The sequence below is a fragment of the Mycoplana azooxidifex genome, assembly GCF_014196765.1.
GTDB lineage: Bacteria > Pseudomonadota > Alphaproteobacteria > Rhizobiales > Rhizobiaceae > Mycoplana > Mycoplana azooxidifex.
Genome location: NZ_JACIEE010000003.1, coordinates 469,341 through 494,632, shown reverse-complemented (window position 1 = coordinate 494,632; position 25,292 = coordinate 469,341). Strand labels below are relative to the sequence as shown.

Sequence of the window (25,292 nt, the reverse complement as noted above, 5' to 3'; positions counted from 1 at the left end):
TCATGCGCGAGGCGGCGGTGAAAATTGCCCCGAAAATAGGTATCCCTATTCGAAACTATTCGAGGAGAATACGACCATTCGCAGACCCTTCAAAGCGGACGCCCCGGTCAAGGACGGCCCGCGCTCAAACCGAGAAATCCGGATTCCCCGGATTCAGCTCATCGATGCCGAAGGCGTAAACCACGGTATCGTTCCCACCGATCAGGCCCTTCGCATGGCGGAAGACGCCGGCCTCGATCTCGTGGAGATTTCCCCCAACACCGATCCGCCGGTGTGCAAGATTCTCGATCTCGGCAGGCTGAAGTACGCCAACCAGAAGAAGGCGGCCGAGGCGCGCAAGAAGCAGAAGATCGTCGAGATCAAGGAAATCAAGATGCGCCCGAACATCGACACGCACGATTACGACGTGAAGATGAGGGCGATGAACCGGTTCTTCGAAGAAGGCGACAAGGTCAAGGTAACGCTCAAGTTCCGCGGACGCGAAATGGCGCACCAGGAACTCGGCATGAAGCTCTTGCTGCAGGTCAAGGAAGACACGCAGACGATCGCCAAGGTCGAGGCCGAGCCGAAGCTCGAAGGCCGTCAGATGATGATGGTGCTGGCTCCCCGCTAGGGAGCGCGACAAAGCGCATGAGCCGCCGACCAGGCGGCTTTTTGCTTTTCTGGCGCAACCGCCCGGTTTTCAGGAATCCGGTTGCGCTTTCGGGGGACTTCGGTTACAAGCCCCCGTCCGAACGGTCCGGCAGGGCATGCCGTGGCCGTTCTTTACGCTGGAGACGTGCCTCGTCAGCCGTCTCGAAACCAAGAAGAATGGAGTAGCAAAATGCCCAAGATGAAGACGAAGTCGTCTGCCAAGAAGCGGTTCAAGATCACCGCGACCGGCAAGGTCCGTGCTGCTGCCGCCGGCAAGCGCCACGGCATGATCAAGCGTACCAACAAGTTCATTCGCGACGCGCGCGGAACCATGGTTCTCGCCGAGCCCGATGGCAAGAAGGTCATCAAGAACTACCTGCCGAACGGTCTCTGAGACTTTCAGGCTAATTGGATACGTTAAGGAGATCATGACATGGCACGTGTAAAACGCGGCGTTGCCGCCCACGCCAAGCACAAGAAGACCCTCAAGGCAGCCAAGGGCTTTTATGGCCGCCGCAAGAACACCATCCGCGCCGCCAAGGCTGCGGTTGACCGTTCCAAGCAGTACGCCTACCGCGACCGCAAGGTGAACAAGCGCAACTTCCGCGCTCTCTGGATCCAGCGCATCAACGCTGCCGTCCGCGAATTCGGCCTGACCTACGGCCGCTTCGTCGACGGTCTGAACAAGGCCGGCATCGAAGTCGACCGCAAGGTGCTTTCCGACATGGCGATCCACGAGCCGGCGGCTTTCGGCGCCCTCGTCGAAGCTTCCAAGAAGGCGCTCGCCTACCTCAAGGACGCCGGCACGAAGAACGAGTTTGAAAGCGCGGTTCGTTAAGACCCAGCGCTTCCCAAGCCTTTGCATCTAGAATTGGGAAACCCGCGCTGGCAGGGCTGGCGCGGGTTTTTCTTTGGGCTCAATGGATTTTGAACGATGTCCGATCTCGACACTTTGAAACAAACCCTCCTGGCGGACGTCGCAGCCGCCGGCGACGAGCCGGCCATCGAGGCCGTGCGCGTCGCAGCCCTCGGCAAGAAGGGCTCCGTCTCCGAACTGCTGAAGACGCTCGGCACCATGACGCCGGAAGAGCGCCAGACGCGCGGGGCGGCGATCAACGCGCTGAAGAACGACCTGACGGACGCGATCACCGCCCGCAAGAGCGAACTGCGGGACGCTGCGATCGCAGCCCGGCTCGCAGCCGAGACGGTGGACGTCAGCCTGCCGGTGCGCTCCTCTCCCGCCGAGCGCGGCCGCATCCATCCGATCAGCCAGATCATCGACGAGATCACGGCGATCTTCGCCGACATGGGCTTCTCCATTGCGGAGGGCTCGGACATCGAGACCGACTACTACAACTTCACCGCGCTGAATTTCCCCGAGGGACATCCGGCGCGCGAGATGCACGACACCTTCTTCTTCCCGCCGGATGAAAACGGCGAGCGCAAGGTGCTGCGCACCCACACCTCGCCGGTGCAGGTTCGCACCATGGAGGCGCAGAAGCCTCCGATCCGCATCATCATCCCCGGCAAGACCTACCGGCAGGATTCGGACGCCACCCACTCGCCGATGTTTCATCAGGTCGAGGGCCTGGTGGTCGACAGGAAGGCGAATGTCGCCAACATGCGCTGGGTGCTGGAAGAGTTCTGCAAGGCCTTCTTCGAGGTCGACGGCGTGACCATGCGTTTCCGGCCATCGTTCTTCCCCTTCACCGAACCCTCCTTCGAGGTCGACATCCAGTGCGACCGCTCCTCGGGTCCGATCGTGAAGTTCGGCGAGGGCACCGACTGGATGGAGATCCTCGGCTGCGGCATGGTGCACCCGAACGTGCTGCGCGCCGGCGGACTGGACCCGGACGAGTACCAGGGCTTCGCCTGGGGCATGGGGCTGGACCGCATCGCCATGCTGAAATACGGCATGCCGGACCTGCGCGACTTCTTCAACGCCGACGTCCGCTGGATGAACCACTACGGCTTCCGCCCGCTCGACGTGCCGACCCTGTTCGGCGGCCTGAGTGCTTAAGTCGCGTGCGTAAGGATCAGAAACGATGAAATTCACACTCTCCTGGCTGAAAGACCATCTGGAAACGGATGCGACGCTGGAACAGATCTGCGAACGCCTGACGTCGATCGGGCTCGAGGTCGAGGACGTCGACGACAAGGCCTCGTTCCGCCCCTTCGTGATCGCCAGGGTCGTCTCGGCCGAGCAGCATCCGAATGCCGACAAGCTGCGCGTGCTGATGGTCGACACCGGCGCCGGCGCGCCGATACAGGTCGTCTGCGGCGCGCCGAATGCGCGCGCCGGCCTCGTCGGCGCCTTTGCCGCGCCCGGCACCTACGTGCCCGGCATCGACGTGACCCTCTCGGTCGGCAACATCCGCGGCGTCGAGAGCCGGGGCATGATGTGCTCTGAGAAGGAGCTCGAGATGTCGGACAATCACGACGGCATCATCGACCTCCCGGCCGATGCCCCGGTCGGCAAGAGCTTCGCCACCTATGCCGGCCTCGACGATCCGGTCATCGAGATCAACCTGACGCCGAACCGGCCGGACTGCACAAGCGTCTTCGGCATCGCCCGCGACCTGGCGGCCTCCGGCCTCGGCACCTTGAAAGCGCCCGTTCCTCCGTCCTTCAAGGTCGAAGGCGAGACGCTGGTGAAGGTCAAGCTTGAACTCGGCGAGGACACGCATCTTTGCCCCGGTTTCGCGCTCCGGCTCGTGCGCGGCGTCAAGAATGGCCCGAGCCCGCGCTGGATGCAGCAGCGGCTGATCGCGATCGGCCTGCGCCCGATCAACGCGCTGGTGGACATCACCAACTACATGACCTTCGACCAGGGCCGGCCGATGCACGTCTTCGACGCGGCCAAGGTGAAGGGCGATCTCGTCGTCCGCCGCGCCAGGGAAGGCGAAACCATTCTCGCCCTCGACCAGCGCGAGTACAAGCTGTCCCCGGCCAACGTCGTCATCTCCGACGACAACGGCCTGGAATCCATCGGCGGCGTCATGGGCGGCGAGCATTCGGGCTGTGACGAGAACACCACGGACGTGCTGATCGAGTCGGCGCTCTGGGATCCGATGAACATCGCGCGCACCGGCCGCACGCTCGGCATTATCACCGATGCGCGCTATCGCTTCGAGCGCGGCGTCGATCCGGAATATATGGCCCCCGGCCTCGAGCGGACCACAGAGCTCGTCCTGCAGCTCTGCGGCGGTATCCCGGCAAAAACCGACGTCGTCGGATACAAGGGCTACGCGCCGAAGGTGGTCGACTTCCCGGTTTCCGAGGTCAAGCGCCTGACGGGCCTTGAAGTCTCGTCCGAGGAGAGCGGCGCGATCCTGGCGAAGCTCGGCTTCGGCGTTTCCGGCTCGGGCGAGCGGCTGTCCGTGTCCGTGCCCTCCTGGCGCCCGGATGTCGACGGCAAGGCGGATCTCGTCGAAGAGGTGATGCGCATTCACGGCGTCGATAACATTCACGCCGCGCCGCTCGAAAGCCATACGAGCGTCAACGGCAAGATCCTGACGACGCTGCAAATCCGCTCGCGCCTCGCCAAGCGCGCGCTTGCCGCCCGCGGCATGATGGAGGCCGTCACCTGGTCCTTCATCCCGAAGGCGCATGCCGAGCTCTTCGGTGGCGGCGCGCCGGAACTGGCGCTGTCCAATCCGATCGCAGCAGACATGTCCGACATGCGTCCCTCGCTGCTGCCGGGCCTGCTGACGGCCGCGCAGCGAAACGCCGACCGGGGCTTCGCCGACGTTGCAATCTTCGAGGTCTCCGGCACCTACGAAAGCGACCGGCCTGAGGGCCAGCGGCGCGTCGCCGGCGGCATCCGCCGCGCAACGGCCTCGCTGTCCGGTGCAGGGCGCCTCTGGTCGAACCCGGCAAAGGGCGGCGGCAAGCCCGTCGATGTCTTCGACGCCAAGGCCGACGCCCTTGCGGTGATCGAGGCCTGCGGCCTGCCGATGACGAATGTCCAGATCGAGCCGGGCGGTCCGGCCTGGTATCATCCCGGACGCTCCGGCACCATCAAGATGGGCCCGAAGGTCGTGCTCGGCACGTTCGGCGAGTTCCATCCGAAAACGCTCGGCGCCCTCGACGTCTCTGGTGCTCTGGCTGGCTTCGAGATCTTCATCGACGCGATGCCCGAGCCGAAGAAGAAGGCGACCCGGACCAAGCCGGCCCTCGAGCTCTCACCGTTCCAGGCGGTCAGGCGCGATTTCGCCTTCCTCGTCGACAAGACGGTGGAAGCCGGCGCCATCGTCCGGGCGGCCGCGGGCGCCGACCGCAAGCTGGTTGCGAGCGTGAACGTGTTCGACGTGTTCGAGGGCGCTTCCGTCGGCGAAGGCAGGAAGTCGATTGCGATCGAGGTCGTCATCCAGCCATCGGACAAGACGCTGACGGACGAGGACTTCGAGGCGCTGACGGCGAAGATCGTCGCAAACGTAGCCAAGACGACGGGCGGTGTTCTCCGCGCCTGATCGCGCAAAATACCAGTGAAATGGAATGACGGGCGAGGGATCCGCCGGCCGCCTCGATGGCCTCCCCACCCGTCATTCTTCTTGCCCGGCCCTTTCCTCCGATCGGGTCCGGCCAAAAGTCAGGCGGCCTTGGTCGCTTTCCTGCTTGAGCCCGCCATTGTCAGCTTTAGGTCCTCGTCGGCCAGCGTGTCGTGGAACAGGCCGTTCGACGTCTTTTCCTTGGCCATCTGCCTCTTCCTTCCGGGGAAATCTTGGAATGCCACGTTGCGGTGGCTCCCCGACAACGGTGGGCCGGCGCAGTTGTTCCGCCGCACGGGCGTTTTCCTCGCGTGGAGTTACTCGTCGGAAAGGAAAGCGGCCGGCCCGTGGTCCGGCCGGACGATGCAGGTCCGGGGAGGCGGAGCGATCAGGCTCCCGCCGCGTCCAGTGCGGCCATGTGATCGGCGGAGAGCGAGAGGCTCGCCGATCTCGTCAGGCTCTTCAACTGATCAAGATTGGTCGCGCTGGCAATCGGCGCGGTGACGGCGGGCTTGGCGATCAGCCAGGCGAGCGCGATCTCGGCGGGCTTCGCGCCCGTCTCGGCGCTGATCCTGTCGAGGGCTGCAAGGATGCGCAGGCCCTTGGCGTCGAGGTATCCGGCGACGCCTCCGCCGCGCGCCGTGCCCTCCGTGTCGGCGATCGAACGGTACTTTCCGCTGAGGAAGCCGCGCGCGAGGCTGAAATAGGTGATGACGCCGATGTTCTCGCGGGTGCAGAGATCTGCCAGCGGGCCCTCGAAGCCGGCCCGGTCGTAGAGATTGTACTCGGGCTGCAGCGCGGCATAGCGCGGCAGGCCTGCCCGGTCGGCGGCTTCGAAGGATGCCTGCAATTGCGCGGCATCGAGATTGGAGGCGCCGAAGGCGCGCACCTTGCCGGCCTTCACGAGAGCGGCATGGGCCTCCAGCGTCTCCTCGTAGGGTGTGCGGTCGTCCGGCCAATGCGAAAGGTAGAGATCGATGTGATCCGTCTTGAGCCGCGACAGCGAAGCCTCGGCCGCCTCCATGATCCACTTTCGCGACAGATCCCGGTGGCCCTGTCCCATGTCGGAACCGACCTTGGTGATCAGGACGACGCTGTCGCGGGCCCGTCCGGACTGCTTCAGCCATTTGCCGATGATGTCCTCGGATTCGCCGCCCCTGTTGCCCGGCACCCACGACGAATAGACGTCGGCCGTATCGATGGCGTTGAAGCCGGCATCCGTGAAGGCGTCGAGCAACGCGAACGAGGTCTTCTCATCGGCGGTCCAGCCGAACACGTTTCCGCCGAAGACGAGCGGCGCGATGCCCAGGCCGGTTCGGCCCAGAGTGCGTTTCTGCATGATGCATTCTCCATTTTCAGGTGACAAGGCAGGCGGGTGGCGTTTGCAAGCATAGGGCAGGCGGCGGATTTTTGAACCGGCAGGAGAAGAATTTCGTCGCAGCCTGCCCTTGCTAGGCACGTACCTCAGGCATAGTCTGCGGCCGATTCAAGGAGGATCTGCCATGTTGCGTTTCGGTATTCTGTCTACGGCCAAGATCGGCCGGGAACTGGTTGTTCCCGCAATCCAGGACGCGGAGAACTGCGTCGTCACCGCGATTGCGAGCCGAGATCTCACTAAAGCCCGCGCCATGGCCGACCGCTTCTCGGTGCCCCACGCCTTCGGCTCCTATGAGGAGATGCTGGCCTCCGATCTGATCGACGCGGTCTACATCCCGCTCCCGACCTCGCAGCACGTCGAATGGACGATCAAGGCGGCCGACGCCGGCAAGCACGTGCTCTGCGAGAAGCCGATCGCCTTGCGCGCGTCCGAGATCGAGACGCTGATCGCTGCGCGCGACCGCAACAAGGTGTTGATCTCCGAAGCCTACATGGTCACCTACGCCCCGGTGTGGCGCAAGGTCCGCGAGCTTCTGAGGGAAGGTGCCGTCGGCAAGCTGCGCCACGTCCAGGGCGCCTTCACTTACTTCAACCGCGATCCCGGCAACATGCGCAACATTCCGGCCCTCGGCGGCGGCGGCCTGCCGGACATCGGCGTCTATCCGACCATCACCACCCGCTTTGCCACCGGCAAGGAGCCAATCCGCGTCCAGGCTGCGACCGAGCGCGACCCGGACTTCGGCACCGACATCTATTCGAGCGTGCGCGCCGACTTCGGCGACTTCGACCTGAGCTTCTACATCTCCACCCAGCTCGCCGCCCGCCAGGTGATGGTCTTCCACGGCGACAAGGGCTTCATCGAGGTGAAGTCGCCCTTCAATGCCGACCGCTACGGCGCCGAGGAGATCGAGTTGACCAACCAGAACCATTCCCAGTCGCAGCTGTTCCGCTTCCCGGATTCGCGCCAGTACAAGCTCGAAGCCGAGGCCTTTGCCCGCGCGGCGAAGGGCGAGCCGGAGGAAGTGGTCACGCTCGAAAGCTCGATCAACAGCCAGAAGTTCATCGACGCCATCTACCGTGCCAGCGACAAGGACGGCTGGGAAACGGTCTGACGCCTGCTTGGCGTCGCGCTGATGACCGGCCGATTGCAGGTGCAGCCGAAAAGGCCTTCCGAAGATCGTGACGGAAGGCCTCGGTCTGCGTCTCAGGCCGTCGCCGCCCGCTGGCGGTGCAGCCCGGCCATCTTCAGCAGCATGATGTCGAAGACGGCGACCGCGGCAACCGCGATCGCGGCGATGCCGACCGCCGACAGGCCATCTCGCGCCACGAGAAGGATGGCTGCACTTCCAACCACCCAGGCCGCGTCGCCGGCGATGGCGAAGCAGACGGCATTTTCGGCCGGATGCGACGGGCGCGCCGATGCCAGGTGAAAGATACCCCAGCCCAGCAGGAACATGCCGACGGCCATGACGATGCCGGATGAGACGGCAGGGCCGGCGAGGCTGGCCACCTGGCCGGAAAAGACGACAAGTCCCGCTCCTGCCATGAGCGAGAAGGCACCGTCGGCGAGCATGACGGACTTGAGGAGGTTGCGGTTGATGCTGGCAAGCATGGGATGCTCCTTTCGTTGCGAATGGGGCAATCCTCGATGACGCCGGTCGCAAAACCAATTACCTCTGAGGTAATGGATTTCCTTCCCCGGTTTCAATTTGATGACGCGGAATCTAGAGGAATCAGGCCATGGAGTTCGGCGAACATCTCAAGGAATGGCGCGGCCACCGGCGCATGAGCCAGCTCGGCCTGGCCGTCGAGGCCGGCATTTCCACGCGCCATCTGTCCTTTCTGGAGACCGGCCGGTCACGCCCGTCCGAGGGCATGATCCTGCGCCTGGCGGATGTGCTTTCGATCCCTGCGCGCGACCAGGGCATTCTCTTTTCCGCCGCCGGCTTCCGGCCGCGCCACGAAACGCGCCCCGCACGAAATCTGCAAGCCCTCCCTCCGCCCGTCGTCGAGGCGATCAGGCTGATCCTGGCGCGTCACGACCCCTATCCGGGCGTCGTCTTCGATCACGACTACAACGTGCTTGACGCCAACGCCGCCTTCCGCGGCCTGGCGACCATGGCGGGCATCACGCTGGCGATCGGTGACAACTTCCTCGATGCCTATCTGGGTGCATCCTCGTTCCGGGCCTTGATCGTCAACTGGCCGCGAACGGCCGCCGATCTCGTCCACCGCATCCGCACCGACGCGTGGCTGCAGGGCCCGCGCAGCGCGCTGGCGCGGAGAATCGAGCGGCTGGCGGCAGATCCGGCCGTGCGTGCTGCGATCGAAACCTATCCCGAGACGGAACGCCTGCCTGTTCTGCCGATCGAGATCCGGCACGGCACTGACCGCCTGGCTTTCATCACCACGCTCACCTCGTTCGGATCGGCACAGGACGCGCTGGTGCAGGGCGTGCTGATCGAATCCTTCTTCCCCGGAGACGAGGCCACCCGCGCCTATTTCGAGGAGGCGGGCGGGCCGAAGACCAGGCGGGAATAGCCGAATTGGCGCCAGTGCCCCTCTGGCCACGCGGCGCGGAGCCGGTCAGAATGGGGCATGAGTATGTTTCCGGACAACGATTCGCCCTCCAACCTTGCCGAATACTCCGTTTCGGAGCTTTCGGGGTCGATCAAGCGCACGGTCGAGCAGGCCTTCGACCAGGTGCGGGTGCGCGGCGAGATCTCCGGCTATCGCGGCCCGCATTCCTCCGGGCACGCCTATTTTAGCCTCAAGGACGACCGCGCTCGCATCGACGCGGTGATCTGGAAGGGCAGCTTTTCCAAGCTCCGCTTCCGCCCCGAGGAAGGGATGGAGGTGATCGCCACCGGCAAGATCACGACCTTCCCCGGCTCGTCCAAGTACCAGATCGTCATCGAGACGCTGGAACCTGCCGGCGCGGGCGCGCTGATGGCGCTGCTGGAAGAGCGCCGGCGCAAGCTTGCGGCCGAGGGCCTGTTCGATACGGGGCGCAAGCGGCCGTTGCCGTTCATGCCGCATGTGATCGGCGTCGTCACCTCGCCGACCGGCGCTGTCATCCGCGATATCCTGCACCGCATCGCAGACCGCTTCCCGGTCCACGTGCTCGTCTGGCCGGTGAAGGTCCAGGGCGAGGGCTCGGGAGAGGAGGTCGCGGCCGCGATCAGGGGGTTCAACGCATTGCAGCCGGGCGGGGTGATCCCGCGTCCGGACGTGCTGATCGTGGCGCGCGGCGGCGGCAGCCTGGAGGACCTCTGGAGCTTCAACGACGAGATCGTCGTACGCGCCGCTGCGGCCTCCGCGATACCGCTGATTTCCGCCGTCGGCCACGAGACCGACTGGACGCTGATCGACCACGCAGCCGACCGTCGCGCGCCGACCCCCACGGGTGCGGCCGAAATGGCCGTTCCGGTCAGGGCGGACCTGGAGGCGGCGGTATCGGCGCTTGCCGCGCGCCTGCGGGGGGCTGCAAGCCGCCAGATGGACGGCCGCCGGCAGGCGGTGCGCGCGCTCGCCCGGGCGCTGCCGTCGCTGGACCAGTTGCTGGCGCTGCCGCGCCGGCGCTTCGACGAGGCGGCCGCCGGCCTCGGCCGCGGCCTGCGGATGAACACGGTCAACAAGCGCCGCGCCTTCGAGCGGGTCGCCGCGCATGTGCGGCCGGAGCTTCTGTCCGGTCGGATGGTCGAACGCCGCCAGCGCCTGACCGACGCGCTCCGGCGGGTGGACCGCGTCGTCGAGCGACGCCTGGATCAGGGCCGCAGCAGGGTTGCCGCGCTGGATGCGGCCTTGCGGACGGCACCGTCGCGCATCCTGGCAAGGGCCGGGCGCTCGCGTGACCGGTTGGCGGGACTGGCGCTTCGCGCCGACACGGCACTTGCCGCCGACCTTGCCCGTCGCAAGGCGCTGGTCACGGGGCAGGACCGGGTCCTGCAATCGCTGTCCTACCGGAACGTGCTCAGGCGCGGCTATGCGCTTGTCCGAGACGAGACAGGACATGCCGTCAAGCTGGCGGCGGAACTGTCGGAGGGAACTGCCATGACCCTCGAGTTTTCCGATGGCACCGTCGAGGCAGTGGCCGGCAAGCGTCCGGAAGGGGGCGATACGCCTCCCACAACGCCCCCGGCCGCGCCGGTGCCGCAGAAGCGCAAGACCGCCAAGTCGGCGGACGCTGCGGTCGGTCCGCCGAAGCAGGGATCGCTGTTCTAGTCCGGTCGCCCCGGTGGTCGCCGGGCTCTGGTGCGGCGATGCGCCCGATTGCGGGACGTGCGCGAAACGCCTATCTGTCGTGGTATGGAACCCGTTGCAGAAGATCGCCAGTCCCACTTCCAGCAGATTCGCGCGCGTGCCGTCTCGGAGATGGCCGAAATCGGTGTGGGCCCAGAGTTCATCCCCGTGCTCGTGGATACCTTCTACGATCGCGTCCGGGGCCACCCGCAACTCGGCCCGGTCTTCGAGGCGAGATTGGCGGGCCGATGGCCGGAGCATCTGGCAAAGATGAAGCGCTTCTGGTCTGCCGTCGCCTTCAAGGACGGCGGATATCAGGGAAAGCCGGTGATGGCGCATCAGGGCATCGCCAACCTCGAGGCGCCGCTGTTCAAGGTCTGGCTCGGCCTGTTTTCCGACACGCTCGACGATATCGCGCCGAGCGCGGAGGCCAAGGGCTGGTTCATGGCGGCCGCCGAGCGGATCGCCAAGAGCCTCGTGCTGTCGCTGTTCTACAATCCCGCCGACGACGATCCCACCCGCAGGAGCGCCTGAGCCAGGCCGCTTTTCCCGCAAGCCCAATGAAAAACGCGCACCCCGCCGGGATGCGCGTCCAAAGCTGTGATGCGGCGGGCTTGTCAGCCCTGGCGCAGCGGCGAGATCGAGATTTCCACGCGCCGGTTCTGGGCGCGGCCGGCTTCGGTCGCATTGGAGGCGATCGGGCGGTCCTGCCCGTAGCCCATCGCCGACATGCGCCGCTGGTCGACGCCGCGCGAACCGAGATAGTTGGCGACGGAATAGGCGCGGCGTTCCGAAAGCGCCTGGTTGTGGGCGGCGGAGCCGGTGGAATCGGTGTGGCCATCGACGTCGATCAGCGACCTGTTGAACTTGCGCAGCACGATCGCGACCGAATCGAGCGTCGGATAGAAGGCCGGCACGATCTGGTCCTGGTCGATGGCAAAGGTGATGTTGGACGGCATGTTCAGGATGATGCGGTCGCCCGTGCGGGTAACCGAGACGCCGGTGCCCTGCAGCTGTGCGCGCAGTTCTGCTTCCTGGTTGTCCATGTAGTTGCCGATGGCACCGCCGGCAAGCGCGCCGACGCCTGCGCCGATCAACGCGGCGTTGCGCCGCTGCACCGGGTTGTTGCCGACGAGAAGGCCGGTCGCCGCGCCGAGGCCAGCGCCGATCATCGCGCCGCCGGCTGTGTTGGAGACCCTCTGTTCACCCGTGTAGGGATCGGTGGTGGTGCAGGCTGAGAGGTAGATGGCGGAGAGGGAGATGATTGCGATCTTCTTGTACATGGAGAGCTGATTCCGAGCGTTTATCTTGATTCTGCTTCAAACTAGCGATTGCGGCGGCAAGATGGAACCTCCGGTGTCCTCCCCGGTTTCCTGTCCCACAATTTCCGGCTGTGTTGCTGGCCCGCAACCCCCGGCACTCAGCCGGAGATGCCTTTCAGCACGTTTGCCACGTTCAGGCCGATCTCCGGCACGCCGTAGCCGCCTTCCATCACCACCAGCAGGGGGACGCCGTTTGCCGCAATCTTCCGCCCCATGTCGATGTAGTCCGGCGATGTCAGCTTGAAGAAGGAGATCGGATCCTTCTCGAACGTGTCGACGCCGAGGGAGACGACGATCGCCTCCGCCCCGAAGGCCGCGATCTGCTTCAGCGCATCCTCCAGCGCGCCCCCCCAGACTGAATAGGGCGTGCCGCGGCCCATCGGGTAGTTCCGCGTGGTCCCGGCGCCGGCGCCCTTGCCGGTTTCCTCCTCGTAGCCGAGGAAGTGCGGGAAAGCTTCAGCCGGGTCTCCGTGCAGCGAGGCGAAGAAGACGTCGCCGCGCTCGTAGAAGATGTCCTGCGTGCCGTTGCCATGGTGGAAGTCGACGTCGAGGACGGCAACCTTGGCCGCACCCTTGTCCAGCAGGCGCTGGGCGGCGACGGCGGCGTTGTTGATGAAGCAGTAGCCGCCGAAACTGTCGATGCCGGCGTGGTGTCCCGGCGGACGGCAGAGCGAGAAGGCGGCTCTGTGTCCCGCGGCGACGAGATCGGCGCCGTCGAGGGCCGACGACATCGAGGAGAGCGCCGCCTCCCAGGTGCCCGGCGAAATCGCGGTCTCTGCGGCGTTGCAGTAGTAGCCGAGCTGCCCGTCGATGTCGGTCGGGATGCGTGGCGAGGTCCGGCGCACGGGGAAGGAGGTGGCGATCGCCTCTCCCCGGTGTCCGGCGGCCTCCCAGCGCTCCCATGCGCCCTCCAGGAATGTGAGGTAGCCGGCGTCGTGCACCTTCAGCGCTGTCTCCAGCCCGTGCTTCGCCGGCGCCACCACGTCGTTGAAACCCGCTTCCTTGACCGCCGCGAGGATCCATTCCGCCCGGAACGGGGCCTCGAAAGGCGGCACGAGTTCGCCGCCGCTCAGTTCGGTCCTGGCATTTCTGAGCTTGTGGTCCTCGGAGAATACGACGCGCATGTGGGGCTCCCGGTTCGGTCGAGGCGACGTTAGCCTCGAAGCGGCCTGGGAGGCAAGGCGGCCGAAGCATGAGTGGCTTCGGCCCGCACTGTTGTTCTCCGGCCGCCCGAAAGGGCACGTCCGGCCGCAGCTGCGGGCGAGTCATCCACAGCGGCATGTGCTACCATAGAGGGAAAGTGATGGCACGCGCGTCCGGGAATGCTGGACGGCTGGTTAGCAGGTGCGAATGGACCAGCCCCGCTGCCGTCCGCGAATTAAAGATGATCGCACCGGGCTTGCACGATTCCACATATTACGCAAACGGCAGCCCATCATTCGAAAAATTGCGCGGCGACCGTCGCCTGTGCTCTGCCGAGGTGTCTCTGACCCCGCTGGTCCGGTCTGGGACACGCCGGCGGGAAACGGGTGGCCCTGCAATCATGGCGTTCACCTTGCTGCGCGCGCTCGACCGATTTGACGCGTCGCCTCGCAAAATTCCTTGCGTTTCCGGTCTTTCTGGCTTTCACTCCGGCCTTCCAAGTAAGAACAACATGGGGAAGGTAACAAAAAATGGCACCTCGAATTCTCAACCTGCGCGCAGCCCTCATGCTTGGAGCCGTCCTGCTCGCAAGCAGCCCGGCATTGGCCGAAGCGGTCCTGCATCGCGGCAATGCCGGCGAGCCGCAGACGCTCGACCAGGCCCACACCTCGATCAACATCGAGGAATTCATCCTCAAGGACCTCTACGAGGGCCTGACGATCTATGACGCCAGCGGCAAGATCGTGCCCGGCGCCGCCGAGACCTGGGATCTCTCCGACGACGGCCTGACCTACACGTTCAAGCTGCGCGCCGATGCCAAGTGGTCCGATGGATCGCCGGTCACTGCCGAGGACTTCGTGTTCTCCTACCAGCGCGTCGAGGATCCGAAGACGGCCGCGGGCTACGCCAACATCCTCTACCCGATCAAGAATGCCGAGAAGGTCAACAAGGGCGAGGTGCCGCCCGCCGAGCTCGGCGTGAAGGCCATCGACGAAAAGACGCTGGAAGTCACGCTCGAGCGACCGACGCCCTTCTTCCTGGAACTGCTGGCGCACCAGACGGCATTGCCGGTGTCCAAGGCGAGCGTCGAAAAGAACGGCGCCGAATTCGTCAAGCCGGGCACCATGGTCTCCAACGGTGCCTTCAAGCTCATAAGCCATGTGCCGAACGACAATCTCGTGATGGAGAAGAACCCCAGCTACTGGGATGTCGCCAACGTCAAGCTGGACAAGGTGATCTTCTACCCGATCGATGATCAGGCCGCCTCGGTCCGCCGCTTCGAGGCGAAGGAGATGGACCTCGTCTACAACTTCTCCGCCGACCAGATCGACCGCCTGCGCGGTGCCTATGGCGACCAGGTCCACGTCTCGCCGACGCTGGCGACCTACTACTACGCCTTTGACACCCGCCAGGAACCCTACAGCGACGTGCGCGTGCGCCAGGCGCTGTCCATGGCCGTAGACCGCGACTTCCTGGCCAAGGAGATTTATTCGGGTTCGCAGATCCCGGCCTATTCCATGGTTCCCCCGGGCATCGAGACCTACGGCGAGCCGTCCAAGGCCGATTTCGGCACGCTGTCGCAGCTCGATCGCGAGGACAAGGCGGTCGCCCTGATGAAGGAAGCGGGCTATGGCGAGGGCGGAAAGCCGCTGGACATCGAGATCCGCTACAACACCAACCCGAACCATGAGCGCGTGGCGACGGCCGTCGCCGACATGTGGAAGAACACCTTCGGCGCCAACGTCTCGATGGTGAACCTCGACGTCTCGTCGCACTACGCCTACCTGCAGGAAGGCGGCAAGTTCAACGTCGCCCGCGCCGGCTGGGTGGCCGACTATGCCGATGCCGAGAACTTCCTCGCGCTGAGCCTCGGCTCCAACAAGACCTTCAACTACGGCCACTACGAGAACCCCGAGTTCGACGACCTCATGAAGAAGTCCTACGCGGAGATCGATCCGGCAGCCCGTTCGAAGCTGATGCACGAGGCCGAGGCCCTGCTGATGCGGGACCAGCCGACGGCCCCGCTCCTGACCCAGGCGGACCTCTGGCTCGTTTCCGGCCGTGTGCAGGGCTGGCATGACAACGCCGCCAACCAGCACCTGAGCCGCTTCCTGAGCGTTTCCGAGTAACATTGCGACAAGGAGGCGGCGCGCGGTCCTGCCGCGCGCCGCCTCACGGGAGTACGGGCAATGATAGCCTTTGTCTTGCGCCGCCTTGCGAGCGCCGTGCCGACGCTGTTCATCGTCGTCACGATTTCCTTCTTCCTGATGCGGTTTGCCCCGGGTGGCCCCTTCAATCTCGAGCGTCCGCTGCCTCCGGCGACGATGGAGAACCTGGTCCGCACCTACCAGCTCGACCAGCCGCTCTGGCGCCAGTACGTGACCTACATCACCAACGCGGTCACCGGCGACTTCGGCCCCAGCTACATCTACAAGGACAATTCGGTCGCCGAACTGATCGGCAAGGGCCTGCCCTATTCGATCGAGCTCGGCTTCTACGCGCTGCTGCTCGCACTCATCGGCGGTGTCACCATGGGCACGGTGGCCGCCTTGCGCCAGAACAGTGCGCTCGACTTCTCCATCATGTCGCTTGCGACCGTCGGCACCACGGTGCCGAACTTCGTCGTCGGCCCGGTCCTGACGCTGGTCTTCGCCATTGCGCTGTCCTGGCTGCCGGCCGGTGGCTGGGGCGACGGTTCGCTGCGCTTCCTGATCCTGCCGATGATCGCTCTCGCCCTGCCGCAGCTCGCCGTGTTCGCGCGCCTCACCCGCGGCTCGATGATCGAGGCCCTGCACGCCGACCATATCCGCACCGCCCGCGCCTACGGCCTGCCCGCCCGGGTCGTCGTCGTCACCCATGCCATGCGCGGGGCGATGCTGCCGGTCGTCTCCTATCTGGCGCCCTGCGCCGCGGCCCTGCTGACGGGCTCCGCCGTGGTGGAGACGATCTTCACCATTCCCGGCGTCGGCCGTTACTTCGTGCTCGGTGCGATCAACCGCGACTATACGCTGGTCATGGGCACGGTGATCCTGATCGCCATCTTCGTCATCGTCTTCAACCTGCTGGTCGACATCCTCTACGGCCTTCTCGATCCGAGGGTCCGCCATGACTGACCTTGCCGCAATGCCGATGAACGAGCCGCCGAAGACGGCGAGCCGCAGCCTGTTCCAGCTCGCGCTGATGCGTTTCCGCCGCAACAAGGCGGCGATGGCCGGCTGCGTCACGCTTGTCCTGATCGCGCTGTTCTCCTTCGTGGGACCGCTTTTCGTTTCGCACACTTACGACCAGGTGTTTTCTTCCTATGTCACGATCCCGCCGAGCCTTGAGCCACGGCCGGACACATCGACGCTGCAGGAGGTGATGGAGGGCGTTGCCGGCCGGGCGCGCGTCAATCTCGACGCGTTTACCGTGGAGGGACAGACCTTCACCGCCACGATCAGCGCCGAAGAGCCGATCGACCCGCGCGCAACCCGCTACTTCGACCGCGCCAACGAATTCAGGGACACCAAGGTCGAGGTGAGCGAGAACGACGGCCGCGTCCTCAAGCTCACCGGCCAGGTGAACCGGGAATACTTCCCCTTCGGCACCGACCCCAATGGCCGCGACCTGCTCGCGCGCGTCATGCTGGGCGGGCAGATCTCGATCGCCGTCGGCCTGCTCGCGAGCCTCGTCTCGCTCGGCATCGGCGTCGTCTACGGCGCGACGTCGGGCTATATCGGCGGACGCGTCGACAACGTCATGATGCGCTTCGTCGAAATCCTCTATTCGCTGCCCTTCGTCTTCCTCGTCGTCGTGCTCGTCGTGTTCTTCGGCCGCAGCTTCGTCCTGATCTTCCTCGTCATCGGCGCGGTCGAATGGCTCGACATGGCGCGCATCGTGCGCGGGCAGACGCTGGCCTTGAAGCGGCGCGAGTTCGTCGGCGCCGCGCAGGCGCTGGGGCTGAGCGACTGGCAGATCATTCGCCGCCACATCATCCCGAACACGATTGGTCCGGTGATTGTCTTCGTCACCGTCGTCGTGCCGAAGGTGATCCTGCTGGAGAGCTTCCTCTCCTTCCTCGGTCTCGGCGTCCAGGCGCCACTGACGAGCTGGGGCGCGCTGATCTCTGAAGGCGCTAACAACATCCAGTCCGCGCCCTGGCTCCTGATCTTCCCCTCGATACTCTTCGTCGCCACCCTGTTCTCGCTGAACTTCGTGGGCGACGGCCTGCGCGATGCGTTCGATCCGAAGGACCGCTGAGATGGCAGACAAGAACGAGACCATCCTCGCCATCCGCGACCTGAAGGTGGACTTCACGACGCCGGACGGCACCGTCAACGCCGTCAAGGGCATCAGCCTCGACGTCCGGGCAGGTGAGACCATTGCCGTGGTCGGCGAATCCGGCTCCGGCAAGAGCCAGACCATGATGGGCATCATGGGTCTGCTCGCCAGCAACGGCACCGTCACCGGCTCGGCCGCCTATCGCGGCAGGGAGCTCATCGGGCTGCGGCCGTCCGAGCTGAACAAGGTGCGCGGGGCGAAGGTCACCATGATCTTCCAGGAGCCGATGACTTCGCTCGATCCGCTCTACCCGGTCGGGCGGCAGATCGCCGAGCCGATCGTCCACCATCGCGGCGGCAGCTACAAGGAGGCGCGCAAGCGCGTGCTGGAGCTCCTTGAACTGGTCGGCATCCCGGAGCCCGCCCGGCGCATGGACAGCTATCCGCACGAGCTCTCGGGCGGCCAGCGCCAGCGCGTGATGATCGCCATGGCGCTCGCCAACGATCCCGACATCCTGATCGCCGACGAACCGACTACGGCGCTCGACGTGACGATCCAGGCGCAGATCCTGAAACTCCTGCGCTCGCTGCAGGAACGGTTCGGCATGGCGATCGTGCTGATCACCCATGACCTCGGCATCGTCCGGCACTTCGCCGAACGCGTCGCCGTGATGCGGCGCGGTGAGGTGGTGGAGCAGGGAACGACGGCCGACATCTTCGAGCGGCCGACGTCGGACTACACGAGGATGCTGCTTGCCGCCGAGCCGCACGGGCGCAAGGCGTCGCCGCCGGACACGGCCCCGATCATCCTGGAGGGCCGCGACGTGGTCGTCGACTACCGGATCGGCGGTGGCCTGTTCTCGGGCGGGGCGGCCCTGTTCCGTGCGGTCGACCGGGTGACCGTGCGGCTGCGGGAAGGCCAGACGATCGGCATCGTCGGGGAGTCCGGTTCCGGCAAGTCGACGCTCGGGCGCGCGCTCCTGCGCCTCATTCTTGGCTCCGGCCACTATCGCTTCGGCTCCACCGACATTTCCGGCTACGACCGCTCGCGCATGCGTCCCCTGCGCAAGGCGATGCAGCTGGTCTTCCAGGACCCCTATGGGTCGCTCTCGCCGCGGCAGACGGTGGGGGAGGTCATCACCGAAGGCCTGCTGGTGCACGAGCCGGATCTCGGCAAGGCCGAGCGCGACCGGCGCGCGGTCGCGGCGTTGAAGGAAGTGGGCCTCGATCCCGATGCGCGCAATCGTTATCCGCACGAGTTTTCCGGCGGCCAGCGCCAGCGCATCGCCATCGCCCGGGCGATGATCCTCAAGCCGAAGGTGGTCATCCTCGACGAGCCGACCTCGGCGCTCGACCGCTCCGTGCAGGGCCAGGTCATCGACCTCCTGCGCACGCTGCAGGACAGCCACCGGCTCTCCTACATCTTCATCAGCCACGACCTTTCCGTGGTGAGGGCGATGTCCGACTATGTTGTGGTGATGAAGGACGGCCGGATCGTCGAGGAGGGTGAGACCGACCGCATCTTCGAGGCACCGGCCAACGCCTATACGAAGGCGCTGATCGGCGCGGCCTTCCACATCTGACGGAACTGCCGACCATAAGATCCGGTGATGCCCTCGCGGGCCTGCGCCGGATCATGGTACGGCGTCACCTGTTGCTGTCGGGCTCCGGGTAGGAGTAGGGCTGGCGCTTCTCCTGGCCGTCCTGCCGGAACATCTTGAAGCTGAACGTCGAGCCGGACCGCATCGCCTGGCGCATGCTGGTCTTGCCGTGGACGACCACCGGCAGTTGGTAGGGTGCGTTTTCAGCCTGCTCCGGCGGGGCGGCCAGTGCGTCACCGGCAGCCAGTGCGCTGCCGGCGATCGCGCAAGCGGCCAGGAGGACGAGAATGGTTCGCAAGTGCATCGTGACACCCCCTGGCCGGTGACCGGCCGTTTGGCGCCACCCCTTTCCTGCTTCCCGCGGAGCCGGCGCCTTTTGATGAAAGATAAGCACCATTGCGCCTGAGCGCCAGTATCCCGGGGCTGAATGGACTGTACACCAAAGGAGAGGCTTTCCTGATCGTGAACACCCCGGCGTTGCCTCTTCGGCGCGGGGGCTGTATCCCGGGACCGCGCGCCCAGTAGGCGCACCCTATTCCTGCAAGATGGATGGACAAGACGTGGACGCACAGACCTTTCCGATCTTCGGCAAAACCTTCGATGCCTTCCTGTTCGACATGGACGGCACGCTCATCAATTCGATCGCGGCGACCGAGCGCATCTGGGGCGATTGGGCCCGAAGGCACGGGCTTGATGTCGAGGCCTTCATGCCGACCATGCACGGCCGGCGCGGCATCGATACGATCACGGCCCTCGACCTGCCGGGCGTCGATCCGCTGGCCGAGGCGCTGAAAATCGAACGCAGCGAGATCGAGGACGTGGAGGGTGTGGTGGCGATCGATGGCGCGATCGCGTTCCTGTCCGCCCTGCCGCCGGACCGGTGGGCCATCGTGACCTCCGCACCGATCGCGCTGGCAAGACGCAGGCTCGAGACCGCGGGCATCGAACTGCCGAAGACGATGGTGACCGCCGAGGACGTCAAGGTGGGCAAGCCCTCGCCGGAAGGCTATCTGCTCGCCGCCGCGCGGCTCGGCGTCGATCCCGCCCGCTGCCTCGTGTTCGAGGACGTCGACGCCGGGGTAAAGGCCGGCGAGAACGCCGGCGCCGGTGTCGTGGTCGTCACGGCGACGCACGCCCATGAGCTGGCGACGGCGCACCCGTCGATCGACAGCTATCGGCAATTGCGCCTGCGCGTGGCTGCAGGCGGCACCCTGTCGTTGACGCAGGCGGCAACCGACTGAGCATGGCCTCCGACGCAGCCGATCCCGTACTCGCCCCCTTTGTCCGCACATGGTCCCTGGTGCCGGATGGCCGTGCGATCGTCACGCCGACGAGCCATCTGCTCCCCGTACGATGGCGCCACCTTCCGGCGATGCTGAAGGTGGCGACCGTGCCGGAGGAAGCTTCCGGCGGCCGGCTCATGGCCTGGTGGGACGGCGACGGCGCGGCTGCGGTCTACGCGCAGGCGGGCGAGGCGATCCTGCTTGAGCGCGCCCTCGGAACGCGTTCGCTCGCCGCCTACGCCCGGAACGGTCGCGACGACGAGGCGACGCGCATTCTGTGTGGAGCGGTGCGGCGTCTTCATGCTCCCAGAAGCGAGCCACTTCCGGAACTGGTCCCGCTTGATCGGTGGTTCGAGGCGCTCGGGCCCGGTGCGAACGCCCACGGCGGTATTTTGCCTCGGGCCGCGGCGACCGCGCGCAATCTCCTTGCCGACCAGCGCGACATCGTTGTCCTTCACGGAGACGTCCATCACGACAATTTCCTGGATTTCGGCGACCGAGGCTGGCTTACGATCGATCCCAAGGGGCTGCGCGGCGAGCGCAGCTTCGACTTTGCCAACATCTTCTGCAATCCCGACCTCGCCGACCCTTCGATCCCGGTCGCGACCCGCCCGGAGCGCTTCGAGGCCCGTCTGGAGATTGTCTGCGCCGAAACGGGGCTGGATCGACGCCGGCTGCTGCAATGGATCCTCGCCTGGGCTGGGCTGTCGGCCGTCTGGTATCTCGACGACGGCATGCCGGCAGACATCGATCTCGGCATCGCCGCCCTCGCCGCGGCCGCCCTCGATTGCTGAACACCGGTTTGACGCCCGCGGGCGAAGAGGGGAAGTAAGCTGCGGACGAGTACGTCCCGCCCCTCCCGAACTTCGGTACGAATTGCCATTGCGCAGCTGCGCCATGGCGTTGTCCAAGCTGGAGAATGTCATGTCCGACGAGACCTATCGGCTCCACCAACCGGCGGTCCCCGCCGACAAATTCATCCTCCTCTCCGGCTGTTCGGGCGGCGGGAAGTCGACGCTGCTTGCGGCATTGCGGGGGCAAGGCTTTGTTGCCTTCGAGGAGCCGGGGCGTCAGGTCGTCAAGGAGCAGATGCTGATCGACGGACCGGGCCTGCCCTGGCGCGATCAGGCTCTCTTCGCCGAGCTGTGCGTGTTCTGTGCCATCCAGCAGATGCAAGCGGCTGCGGAGAGTGCGGGGCCGGTCTTTTTCGATCGCGGCATCGTCGATGCCGTCGCGTTCTTCGATTATCTCGGCCGCGACGTTCCCGCCCATCTCGAAAGGGCGGCGCGGCTGCTCCGGTACGATTCGACCGTCTTCCTCACGCCGCCCTGGCCGGAGATCTTTGCCGGCGACGACGAGCGCAGGCACTCCTACGAAGAGGCTGCCGCGCAGTACGATTCCTCGTTGAAAACTTTCGCCAGGCTGGACTACCGACCGGTGGAACTGCCGAAGGCTTCGGTCGACCAGCGCGTCGATTTCGTGCTTGCAAGCCTCGCAATCCCGTTCGACCTGTCGCAGACATGAAAATGCCCGGCAGCGCCGGGCATTGGAAGCACGCTCCGCGGGGGGACGCTGTCAGCCCTCGAAGAATTCCTTCATCCGGGCGAAGAAGCCGGTCGATTCCGGGTTGTTGTCCTTCGACGAGATTTCCTCGAACTCCTTGAGCAGCTCGCGCTGCCGCTTGGTCAGCTTCTGCGGCGTCTCGATCATGATCTGGATATAGAGGTCGCCGACCTGACTGGAGCGCAGCACCGGCATGCCCTTGCCCTTGAGGCGGAATTGCCGGCCGTTCTGGGTGCCTTCCGGCACCGTCACGCGCGACTTCGTGCCATCCAGCGTGGAGACGTCGAAGGTGCCACCGAGCGCCGCGGTCGTCACGGAGATCGGCACGCTGCAATGCAGGTCTGCGCCGTCTCGCTGGAAGATCTCGTGCGGCTTGACCGACAGGAAGATGTAGAGGTCGCCGGCAGGCCCGCCGCGCAGGCCGGCTTCGCCTTCTCCGGCGAGCCGGATGCGGGTGCCGTCCTCGATGCCTTCGGGAATATTGACCGAGAGCGCGCGCTCCTCGGTGACGCGGCCATGCCCGTGGCACTTGATGCAGGGGTCGGGAATGGTCGTTCCGCGGCCATGGCAAGTCGGACAGGTGCGCTCGATCGAGAAGAAACCCTGTGCCGCGCGCACGCGCCCGGCCCCCTGGCAGGTGGCGCAGGTCTGCGGCTTGGTGCCGGGCTTGGCGCCGGTTCCGGTGCAGACGTCGCAGGTGATCGAAGTCGGCACGCGAATCTGGGCCGTCTTGCCGGTAAAGGCCTCTTCCAGCGAGATCTCCATGTTGTAGCGCAGGTCCGCGCCGCGCTCGCGTCCGCCCGACGAGCGCCGCTGGCGGCCACCGCCCATCATCTCGCCGAAGATGTCCTCGAAGATGTCGGAGAAGCCGCCTGCACCGAAGCCGCCGCCGCCCATGCCGCCGCCACCCATGCCGCCGTGCTCGAAGGCCGCATGGCCGTAGCGGTCGTAGGCGGCCCGCTTCTGCGGGTCCTTCAGGATCTCGTAGGCCTCGTTGACTTCCTTGAACCGGATCTCGGCCGTCGCATCCCCCGGATTCTTGTCGGGGTGGTATTTCATCGCCATCTTGCGAAAGGCGCTCTTCAGCTCCTTTTCGTCGGCTGTTCTGGAAACACCCAGCGTCTCGTAGAAGTCAGTCTTAGCCATATCACTGCCGCGCCCGTCTCGTGAACGGTTACTTTGTTCGTTGAAGGTGGAAATGCCAGCCGTAGGTCGATGTATCCGGCTTCACGGCGAAAAAGCAAGGAGGCGGCGCCGTGGGAACAGAGGAAACCATGACATCGTCGCCGCCTCGAACGGGATGCATCATGGAACTCGCCCCTTGGTTTCTTCCGCCCCTGCTAAAAAAGACAGGCTGGCCGCGTGCTTTGCGCGGCCAGCGGTCGTCATGATCAGGACGCCGAACGCTTGCGGTCGTCGTCGTCCTTGACTTCCTCGTAGTCGGCATCGACGACGTTGTCGCCGGCCTCGTCCGAAGAAGCGCCGGCTTCCGCCTGCTGGGACTCATAGATCGCCTGACCGAGCTTCATGGAGACTTCCATCAGCGTGTTGGTCTTGGCCTTGATGTCCTCGGCGTCGGGCTCGGAAGCCTCCACGGCCGTCTTCAGCGCGGCGATCGCGTCCTCGATGGCCTTGCGATCTTCGGCGGAGACCTTGTCGCCATACTCGCCGACCGACTTCTCGGACGAATGGATCAGGCTTTCGGCCTGGTTCTTCGCCTCGACGGCCTCGCGGCGCTTCTTGTCGGTCTCGGCATTGGCCTCGGCATCCTTGACCATCTTCTCGATGTCGGCGTCGGAAAGTCCGCCGGAAGCCTGGATGCGGATCTGGTGTTCCTTGCCGGTGCCCTTGTCCTTGGCCGAGACCTGCACGATGCCGTTGGCGTCGATGTCGAAGGTGACTTCGATCTGCGGCACGCCGCGCGGTGCCGGCGGAATGCCGACGAGGTCGAACTGGCCGAGCAGCTTGTTGTCGGCAGCCATCTCGCGCTCGCCCTGGGAGACGCGGATCGTCACGGCCGACTGGTTGTCCTCGGCAGTCGAGAAGGTCTGGCTCTTCTTCGTCGGGATCGTCGTGTTGCGCTCGATCAGGCGAGTGAACACGCCGCCCAACGTCTCGATGCCGAGCGAAAGCGGGGTCACGTCGAGGAGCAGCACGTCCTTGACGTCGCCCTGCAGGACACCGGCCTGGATGGCGGCACCCATGGCGACCACCTCGTCCGGGTTCACGCCCTTGTGCGGCTCCTTGCCGAACAGCTGCTTGACCACTTCCTGGACCTTCGGCATGCGGCTCATGCCGCCGACGAGAACGACTTCGTCGATCTCGGCAGCCGAGACGCCGGCATCCTTCAGCGCAGCCTTGCAGGGCGCGACGGTGCGCTGGATCAGGTCGTCAACGAGGCTTTCGAACTTGGAACGCGACAGCTTCATCGTCAGGTGCTTCGGACCGGAAGCGTCAGCGGTGATGAAGGGCAGGTTGATTTCGGTCTGCTGCGACGAGGAGAGTTCGATCTTCGCCTTTTCCGCAGCTTCCTTGAGGCGCTGCAGGGCCAGCTTGTCGTTCTTCAGGTCGATGCCCTGGTCCTTCTTGAACTCGGCCGAGAGGTACTCGACGAGACGCATGTCGAAGTCTTCACCGCCGAGGAAGGTGTCGCCGTTGGTGGACTTCACCTCGAACACGCCGTCGCCGATCTCCAGGACGGAGATATCGAAGGTGCCGCCGCCGAGGTCGTAGACGGCGATCGTCTTGCCGTCCTTCTTGTCGAGGCCGTAGGCAAGTGCTGCAGCCGTCGGCTCGTTGATGATGCGCAGCACTTCGAGGCCCGCGATCTTGCCGGCGTCCTTGGTCGCCTGGCGCTGGGCGTCGCTGAAGTAGGCTGGAACGGTGATGACGGCCTGGGTGACCTTCTCACCGAGGTAGGATTCGGCCGTTTCCTTCATCTTCTGAAGGATCATGGCGGAGATCTGCGAGGGCGAATAGGTCTCGCCGTGCGCCTCGACCCAGGCGTCGCCGTTGGAAGCCTTGACGATCTTGTAGGGCACCATGCCCTTGTCCTTCTGGGTCGTCGGATCCTCGAAGGTGCGGCCGATCAGGCGCTTGATCGCAAAGAGCGTGTTTTCCGGGTTCGTCACAGCCTGGCGCTTGGCCGGCTGGCCGACAAGGCGTTCTCCGTCGTCCGAAAAGGCGACCATGGAGGGCGTCGTGCGCGCGCCTTCGGCATTCTCAATCACTTTCGCGTCCTTGCCATCCATGACGGCGACGCAGGAATTCGTCGTTCCGAGGTCGATACCGATTACTTTTGCCATGTCATTCTCTCCTTGAAGCGAACTGCCGGAACCCAATCAGGCATTCGTTTGGCAGTCCCTAGTGGGATGGTATT

The 25,292-nt window shown here is 65.3% G+C and carries 23 protein-coding genes; 16 read left to right on the top strand and 7 right to left on the bottom strand.

What is annotated here, in order from left to right; translation table 11 throughout:
• The first annotated feature begins 76 nt into the window (after window positions 1–76).
• The 5 genes from infC (at window position 77) to pheT (ending at window position 5,105) form a co-directional block, all read left to right on the top strand.
• Window positions 77–613, top strand: coding sequence for a translation initiation factor IF-3 (gene infC / locus GGQ64_RS08880; RefSeq protein WP_343059450.1), 537 nt, complete (start codon window positions 77–79; stop codon window positions 611–613).
• 210 nt (window positions 614–823) lie between these two features.
• Window positions 824–1,027, top strand: a complete 204-nt coding sequence (gene rpmI / locus GGQ64_RS08875) for a 50S ribosomal protein L35 (RefSeq protein ID WP_065372108.1) — start codon at window positions 824–826, stop codon at window positions 1,025–1,027.
• 39 nt (window positions 1,028–1,066) lie between these two features.
• Complete coding sequence (gene rplT, locus GGQ64_RS08870) at window positions 1,067–1,471, top strand: 50S ribosomal protein L20 (protein ID WP_183802286.1); 405 nt, start codon at window positions 1,067–1,069, stop codon at window positions 1,469–1,471.
• A gap of 96 nt (window positions 1,472–1,567) precedes the next feature.
• Window positions 1,568–2,653, top strand: a complete 1,086-nt coding sequence (gene pheS, locus GGQ64_RS08865; RefSeq protein WP_183802283.1) for a phenylalanine--tRNA ligase subunit alpha — start codon at window positions 1,568–1,570, stop codon at window positions 2,651–2,653.
• Between the two features lie 25 nt (window positions 2,654–2,678).
• The gene (pheT, locus tag GGQ64_RS08860; RefSeq protein ID WP_183802280.1) at window positions 2,679–5,105 is read left to right on the top strand and encodes a phenylalanine--tRNA ligase subunit beta; all 2,427 of its coding nucleotides are present in this window, start codon (window positions 2,679–2,681) and stop codon (window positions 5,103–5,105) included.
• A gap of 406 nt (window positions 5,106–5,511) precedes the next feature.
• Here the strand turns inward: pheT and GGQ64_RS08855 are convergent, their stop codons facing one another.
• The gene (locus tag GGQ64_RS08855; RefSeq protein ID WP_183802277.1) at window positions 5,512–6,462 is read right to left on the bottom strand and encodes an aldo/keto reductase; all 951 of its coding nucleotides are present in this window, start codon (window positions 6,460–6,462) and stop codon (window positions 5,512–5,514) included.
• Window positions 6,463–6,625: 163 nt separating this feature from the next.
• Here GGQ64_RS08855 and GGQ64_RS08850 point away from each other — a divergent pair, with 163 nt between their 5' ends.
• Window positions 6,626–7,612 (top strand): Gfo/Idh/MocA family protein, encoded by a 987-nt coding sequence (locus GGQ64_RS08850; protein WP_183802275.1) that lies wholly within the window; start codon window positions 6,626–6,628, stop codon window positions 7,610–7,612.
• A 92-nt stretch (window positions 7,613–7,704) separates the two neighbouring features.
• On the opposite strand, the gene GGQ64_RS08845 is transcribed toward GGQ64_RS08850, so the two are convergent.
• The gene (locus tag GGQ64_RS08845; RefSeq protein ID WP_183802271.1) at window positions 7,705–8,112 is read right to left on the bottom strand and encodes a hypothetical protein; all 408 of its coding nucleotides are present in this window, start codon (window positions 8,110–8,112) and stop codon (window positions 7,705–7,707) included.
• A 128-nt stretch (window positions 8,113–8,240) separates the two neighbouring features.
• On the opposite strand from GGQ64_RS08845, the gene GGQ64_RS08840 reads away from it, so the two are divergent.
• The 3 genes from GGQ64_RS08840 (at window position 8,241) to GGQ64_RS08830 (ending at window position 11,276) form a co-directional block, all read left to right on the top strand.
• Window positions 8,241–9,041: a helix-turn-helix domain-containing protein gene (locus tag GGQ64_RS08840; RefSeq protein WP_183802269.1), complete on the top strand. Its 801-nt coding sequence runs from the start codon at window positions 8,241–8,243 to the stop codon at window positions 9,039–9,041.
• Window positions 9,042–9,098: 57 nt separating this feature from the next.
• A complete protein-coding gene (gene xseA, locus GGQ64_RS08835; protein ID WP_183802266.1) occupies window positions 9,099–10,724 on the top strand; it encodes an exodeoxyribonuclease VII large subunit in 1,626 nt (541 codons plus the stop codon).
• A gap of 84 nt (window positions 10,725–10,808) precedes the next feature.
• A complete protein-coding gene (locus GGQ64_RS08830; protein WP_183802263.1) occupies window positions 10,809–11,276 on the top strand; it encodes a group III truncated hemoglobin in 468 nt (155 codons plus the stop codon).
• A gap of 83 nt (window positions 11,277–11,359) precedes the next feature.
• Here the strand turns inward: GGQ64_RS08830 and GGQ64_RS08825 are convergent, their stop codons facing one another.
• Both GGQ64_RS08825 and GGQ64_RS08820 read right to left on the bottom strand, forming a co-directional pair.
• Complete coding sequence (locus GGQ64_RS08825) at window positions 11,360–12,025, bottom strand: YiaD family glycine zipper/OmpA-like lipoprotein (RefSeq protein WP_183802260.1); 666 nt, start codon at window positions 12,023–12,025, stop codon at window positions 11,360–11,362.
• A 137-nt stretch (window positions 12,026–12,162) separates the two neighbouring features.
• Window positions 12,163–13,188: a histone deacetylase family protein gene (locus GGQ64_RS08820; RefSeq protein WP_183802257.1), complete on the bottom strand. Its 1,026-nt coding sequence runs from the start codon at window positions 13,186–13,188 to the stop codon at window positions 12,163–12,165.
• A gap of 549 nt (window positions 13,189–13,737) precedes the next feature.
• On the opposite strand from GGQ64_RS08820, the gene GGQ64_RS08815 reads away from it, so the two are divergent.
• Genes GGQ64_RS08815 through GGQ64_RS08800 form a run of 4 tightly spaced genes read left to right on the top strand, consistent with a single transcriptional unit; the run spans window position 13,738 to window position 19,049 of the window.
• Complete coding sequence (locus GGQ64_RS08815) at window positions 13,738–15,336, top strand: peptide ABC transporter substrate-binding protein (RefSeq protein ID WP_183802254.1); 1,599 nt, start codon at window positions 13,738–13,740, stop codon at window positions 15,334–15,336.
• A 60-nt stretch (window positions 15,337–15,396) separates the two neighbouring features.
• Entirely contained in the window at window positions 15,397–16,320 is a 924-nt protein-coding gene (oppB, locus tag GGQ64_RS08810; protein ID WP_183802251.1) for an oligopeptide ABC transporter permease OppB, read from the top strand.
• A gap of 10 nt (window positions 16,321–16,330) precedes the next feature.
• A complete protein-coding gene (locus GGQ64_RS08805) occupies window positions 16,331–17,446 on the top strand; it encodes an ABC transporter permease (RefSeq protein ID WP_425488501.1) in 1,116 nt (371 codons plus the stop codon).
• 1 nt (window position 17,447) lies between these two features.
• Complete coding sequence (locus tag GGQ64_RS08800) at window positions 17,448–19,049, top strand: ABC transporter ATP-binding protein (RefSeq protein ID WP_183802246.1); 1,602 nt, start codon at window positions 17,448–17,450, stop codon at window positions 19,047–19,049.
• 64 nt (window positions 19,050–19,113) lie between these two features.
• Here GGQ64_RS08800 and GGQ64_RS08795 read toward each other — a convergent pair whose 3' ends face one another.
• Window positions 19,114–19,371, bottom strand: coding sequence for a hypothetical protein (locus tag GGQ64_RS08795; protein WP_183802243.1), 258 nt, complete (start codon window positions 19,369–19,371; stop codon window positions 19,114–19,116).
• Between the two features lie 241 nt (window positions 19,372–19,612).
• Here GGQ64_RS08795 and GGQ64_RS08790 point away from each other — a divergent pair, with 241 nt between their 5' ends.
• From GGQ64_RS08790 to GGQ64_RS08780, 3 genes are all read left to right on the top strand, one after another.
• Window positions 19,613–20,308, top strand: coding sequence for an HAD family hydrolase (locus GGQ64_RS08790; RefSeq protein WP_183802240.1), 696 nt, complete (start codon window positions 19,613–19,615; stop codon window positions 20,306–20,308).
• Between the two features lie 2 nt (window positions 20,309–20,310).
• A complete protein-coding gene (locus GGQ64_RS08785) occupies window positions 20,311–21,144 on the top strand; it encodes an aminoglycoside phosphotransferase family protein (RefSeq protein ID WP_183802237.1) in 834 nt (277 codons plus the stop codon).
• Between the two features lie 130 nt (window positions 21,145–21,274).
• Window positions 21,275–21,874 (top strand): AAA family ATPase, encoded by a 600-nt coding sequence (locus tag GGQ64_RS08780; RefSeq protein ID WP_183802234.1) that lies wholly within the window; start codon window positions 21,275–21,277, stop codon window positions 21,872–21,874.
• Window positions 21,875–21,925: 51 nt separating this feature from the next.
• On the opposite strand, the gene dnaJ is transcribed toward GGQ64_RS08780, so the two are convergent.
• Both dnaJ and dnaK read right to left on the bottom strand, forming a co-directional pair.
• Entirely contained in the window at window positions 21,926–23,059 is a 1,134-nt protein-coding gene (gene dnaJ / locus GGQ64_RS08775) for a molecular chaperone DnaJ (protein ID WP_183802231.1), read from the bottom strand.
• A 245-nt stretch (window positions 23,060–23,304) separates the two neighbouring features.
• Window positions 23,305–25,218 (bottom strand): molecular chaperone DnaK, encoded by a 1,914-nt coding sequence (dnaK, locus tag GGQ64_RS08770; protein ID WP_183802228.1) that lies wholly within the window; start codon window positions 25,216–25,218, stop codon window positions 23,305–23,307.
• Window positions 25,219–25,292 lie beyond the last annotated feature (74 nt).

Coding starts and splice junctions, on each gene's coding strand:
- GGQ64_RS08825 (WP_183802260.1), bottom strand. CDS start 12,025: ATGTACAAGAAGATCGCAATCATCTCCCTCTCCGCCATCTACCTCTCA.
- dnaK (WP_183802228.1), bottom strand. CDS start 25,218: ATGGCAAAAGTAATCGGTATCGACCTCGGAACGACGAATTCCTGCGTC.
- GGQ64_RS08845 (WP_183802271.1), bottom strand. CDS start 8,112: ATGCTTGCCAGCATCAACCGCAACCTCCTCAAGTCCGTCATGCTCGCC.
- rpmI (WP_065372108.1), top strand. CDS start 824: ATGCCCAAGATGAAGACGAAGTCGTCTGCCAAGAAGCGGTTCAAGATC.
- GGQ64_RS08795 (WP_183802243.1), bottom strand. CDS start 19,371: ATGCACTTGCGAACCATTCTCGTCCTCCTGGCCGCTTGCGCGATCGCC.
- GGQ64_RS08815 (WP_183802254.1), top strand. CDS start 13,738: ATGGCACCTCGAATTCTCAACCTGCGCGCAGCCCTCATGCTTGGAGCC.
- dnaJ (WP_183802231.1), bottom strand. CDS start 23,059: ATGGCTAAGACTGACTTCTACGAGACGCTGGGTGTTTCCAGAACAGCC.
- GGQ64_RS08850 (WP_183802275.1), top strand. CDS start 6,626: ATGTTGCGTTTCGGTATTCTGTCTACGGCCAAGATCGGCCGGGAACTG.
- GGQ64_RS08855 (WP_183802277.1), bottom strand. CDS start 6,462: ATGCAGAAACGCACTCTGGGCCGAACCGGCCTGGGCATCGCGCCGCTC.
- oppB (WP_183802251.1), top strand. CDS start 15,397: ATGATAGCCTTTGTCTTGCGCCGCCTTGCGAGCGCCGTGCCGACGCTG.
- GGQ64_RS08840 (WP_183802269.1), top strand. CDS start 8,241: ATGGAGTTCGGCGAACATCTCAAGGAATGGCGCGGCCACCGGCGCATG.
- GGQ64_RS08785 (WP_183802237.1), top strand. CDS start 20,311: ATGGCCTCCGACGCAGCCGATCCCGTACTCGCCCCCTTTGTCCGCACA.
- GGQ64_RS08830 (WP_183802263.1), top strand. CDS start 10,809: ATGGAACCCGTTGCAGAAGATCGCCAGTCCCACTTCCAGCAGATTCGC.
- xseA (WP_183802266.1), top strand. CDS start 9,099: ATGAGTATGTTTCCGGACAACGATTCGCCCTCCAACCTTGCCGAATAC.
- pheT (WP_183802280.1), top strand. CDS start 2,679: ATGAAATTCACACTCTCCTGGCTGAAAGACCATCTGGAAACGGATGCG.
- GGQ64_RS08790 (WP_183802240.1), top strand. CDS start 19,613: ATGGATGGACAAGACGTGGACGCACAGACCTTTCCGATCTTCGGCAAA.
- GGQ64_RS08800 (WP_183802246.1), top strand. CDS start 17,448: ATGGCAGACAAGAACGAGACCATCCTCGCCATCCGCGACCTGAAGGTG.
- pheS (WP_183802283.1), top strand. CDS start 1,568: ATGTCCGATCTCGACACTTTGAAACAAACCCTCCTGGCGGACGTCGCA.
- GGQ64_RS08780 (WP_183802234.1), top strand. CDS start 21,275: ATGTCCGACGAGACCTATCGGCTCCACCAACCGGCGGTCCCCGCCGAC.
- GGQ64_RS08820 (WP_183802257.1), bottom strand. CDS start 13,188: ATGCGCGTCGTATTCTCCGAGGACCACAAGCTCAGAAATGCCAGGACC.
- rplT (WP_183802286.1), top strand. CDS start 1,067: ATGGCACGTGTAAAACGCGGCGTTGCCGCCCACGCCAAGCACAAGAAG.
- GGQ64_RS08805 (WP_425488501.1), top strand. CDS start 16,331: ATGCCGATGAACGAGCCGCCGAAGACGGCGAGCCGCAGCCTGTTCCAG.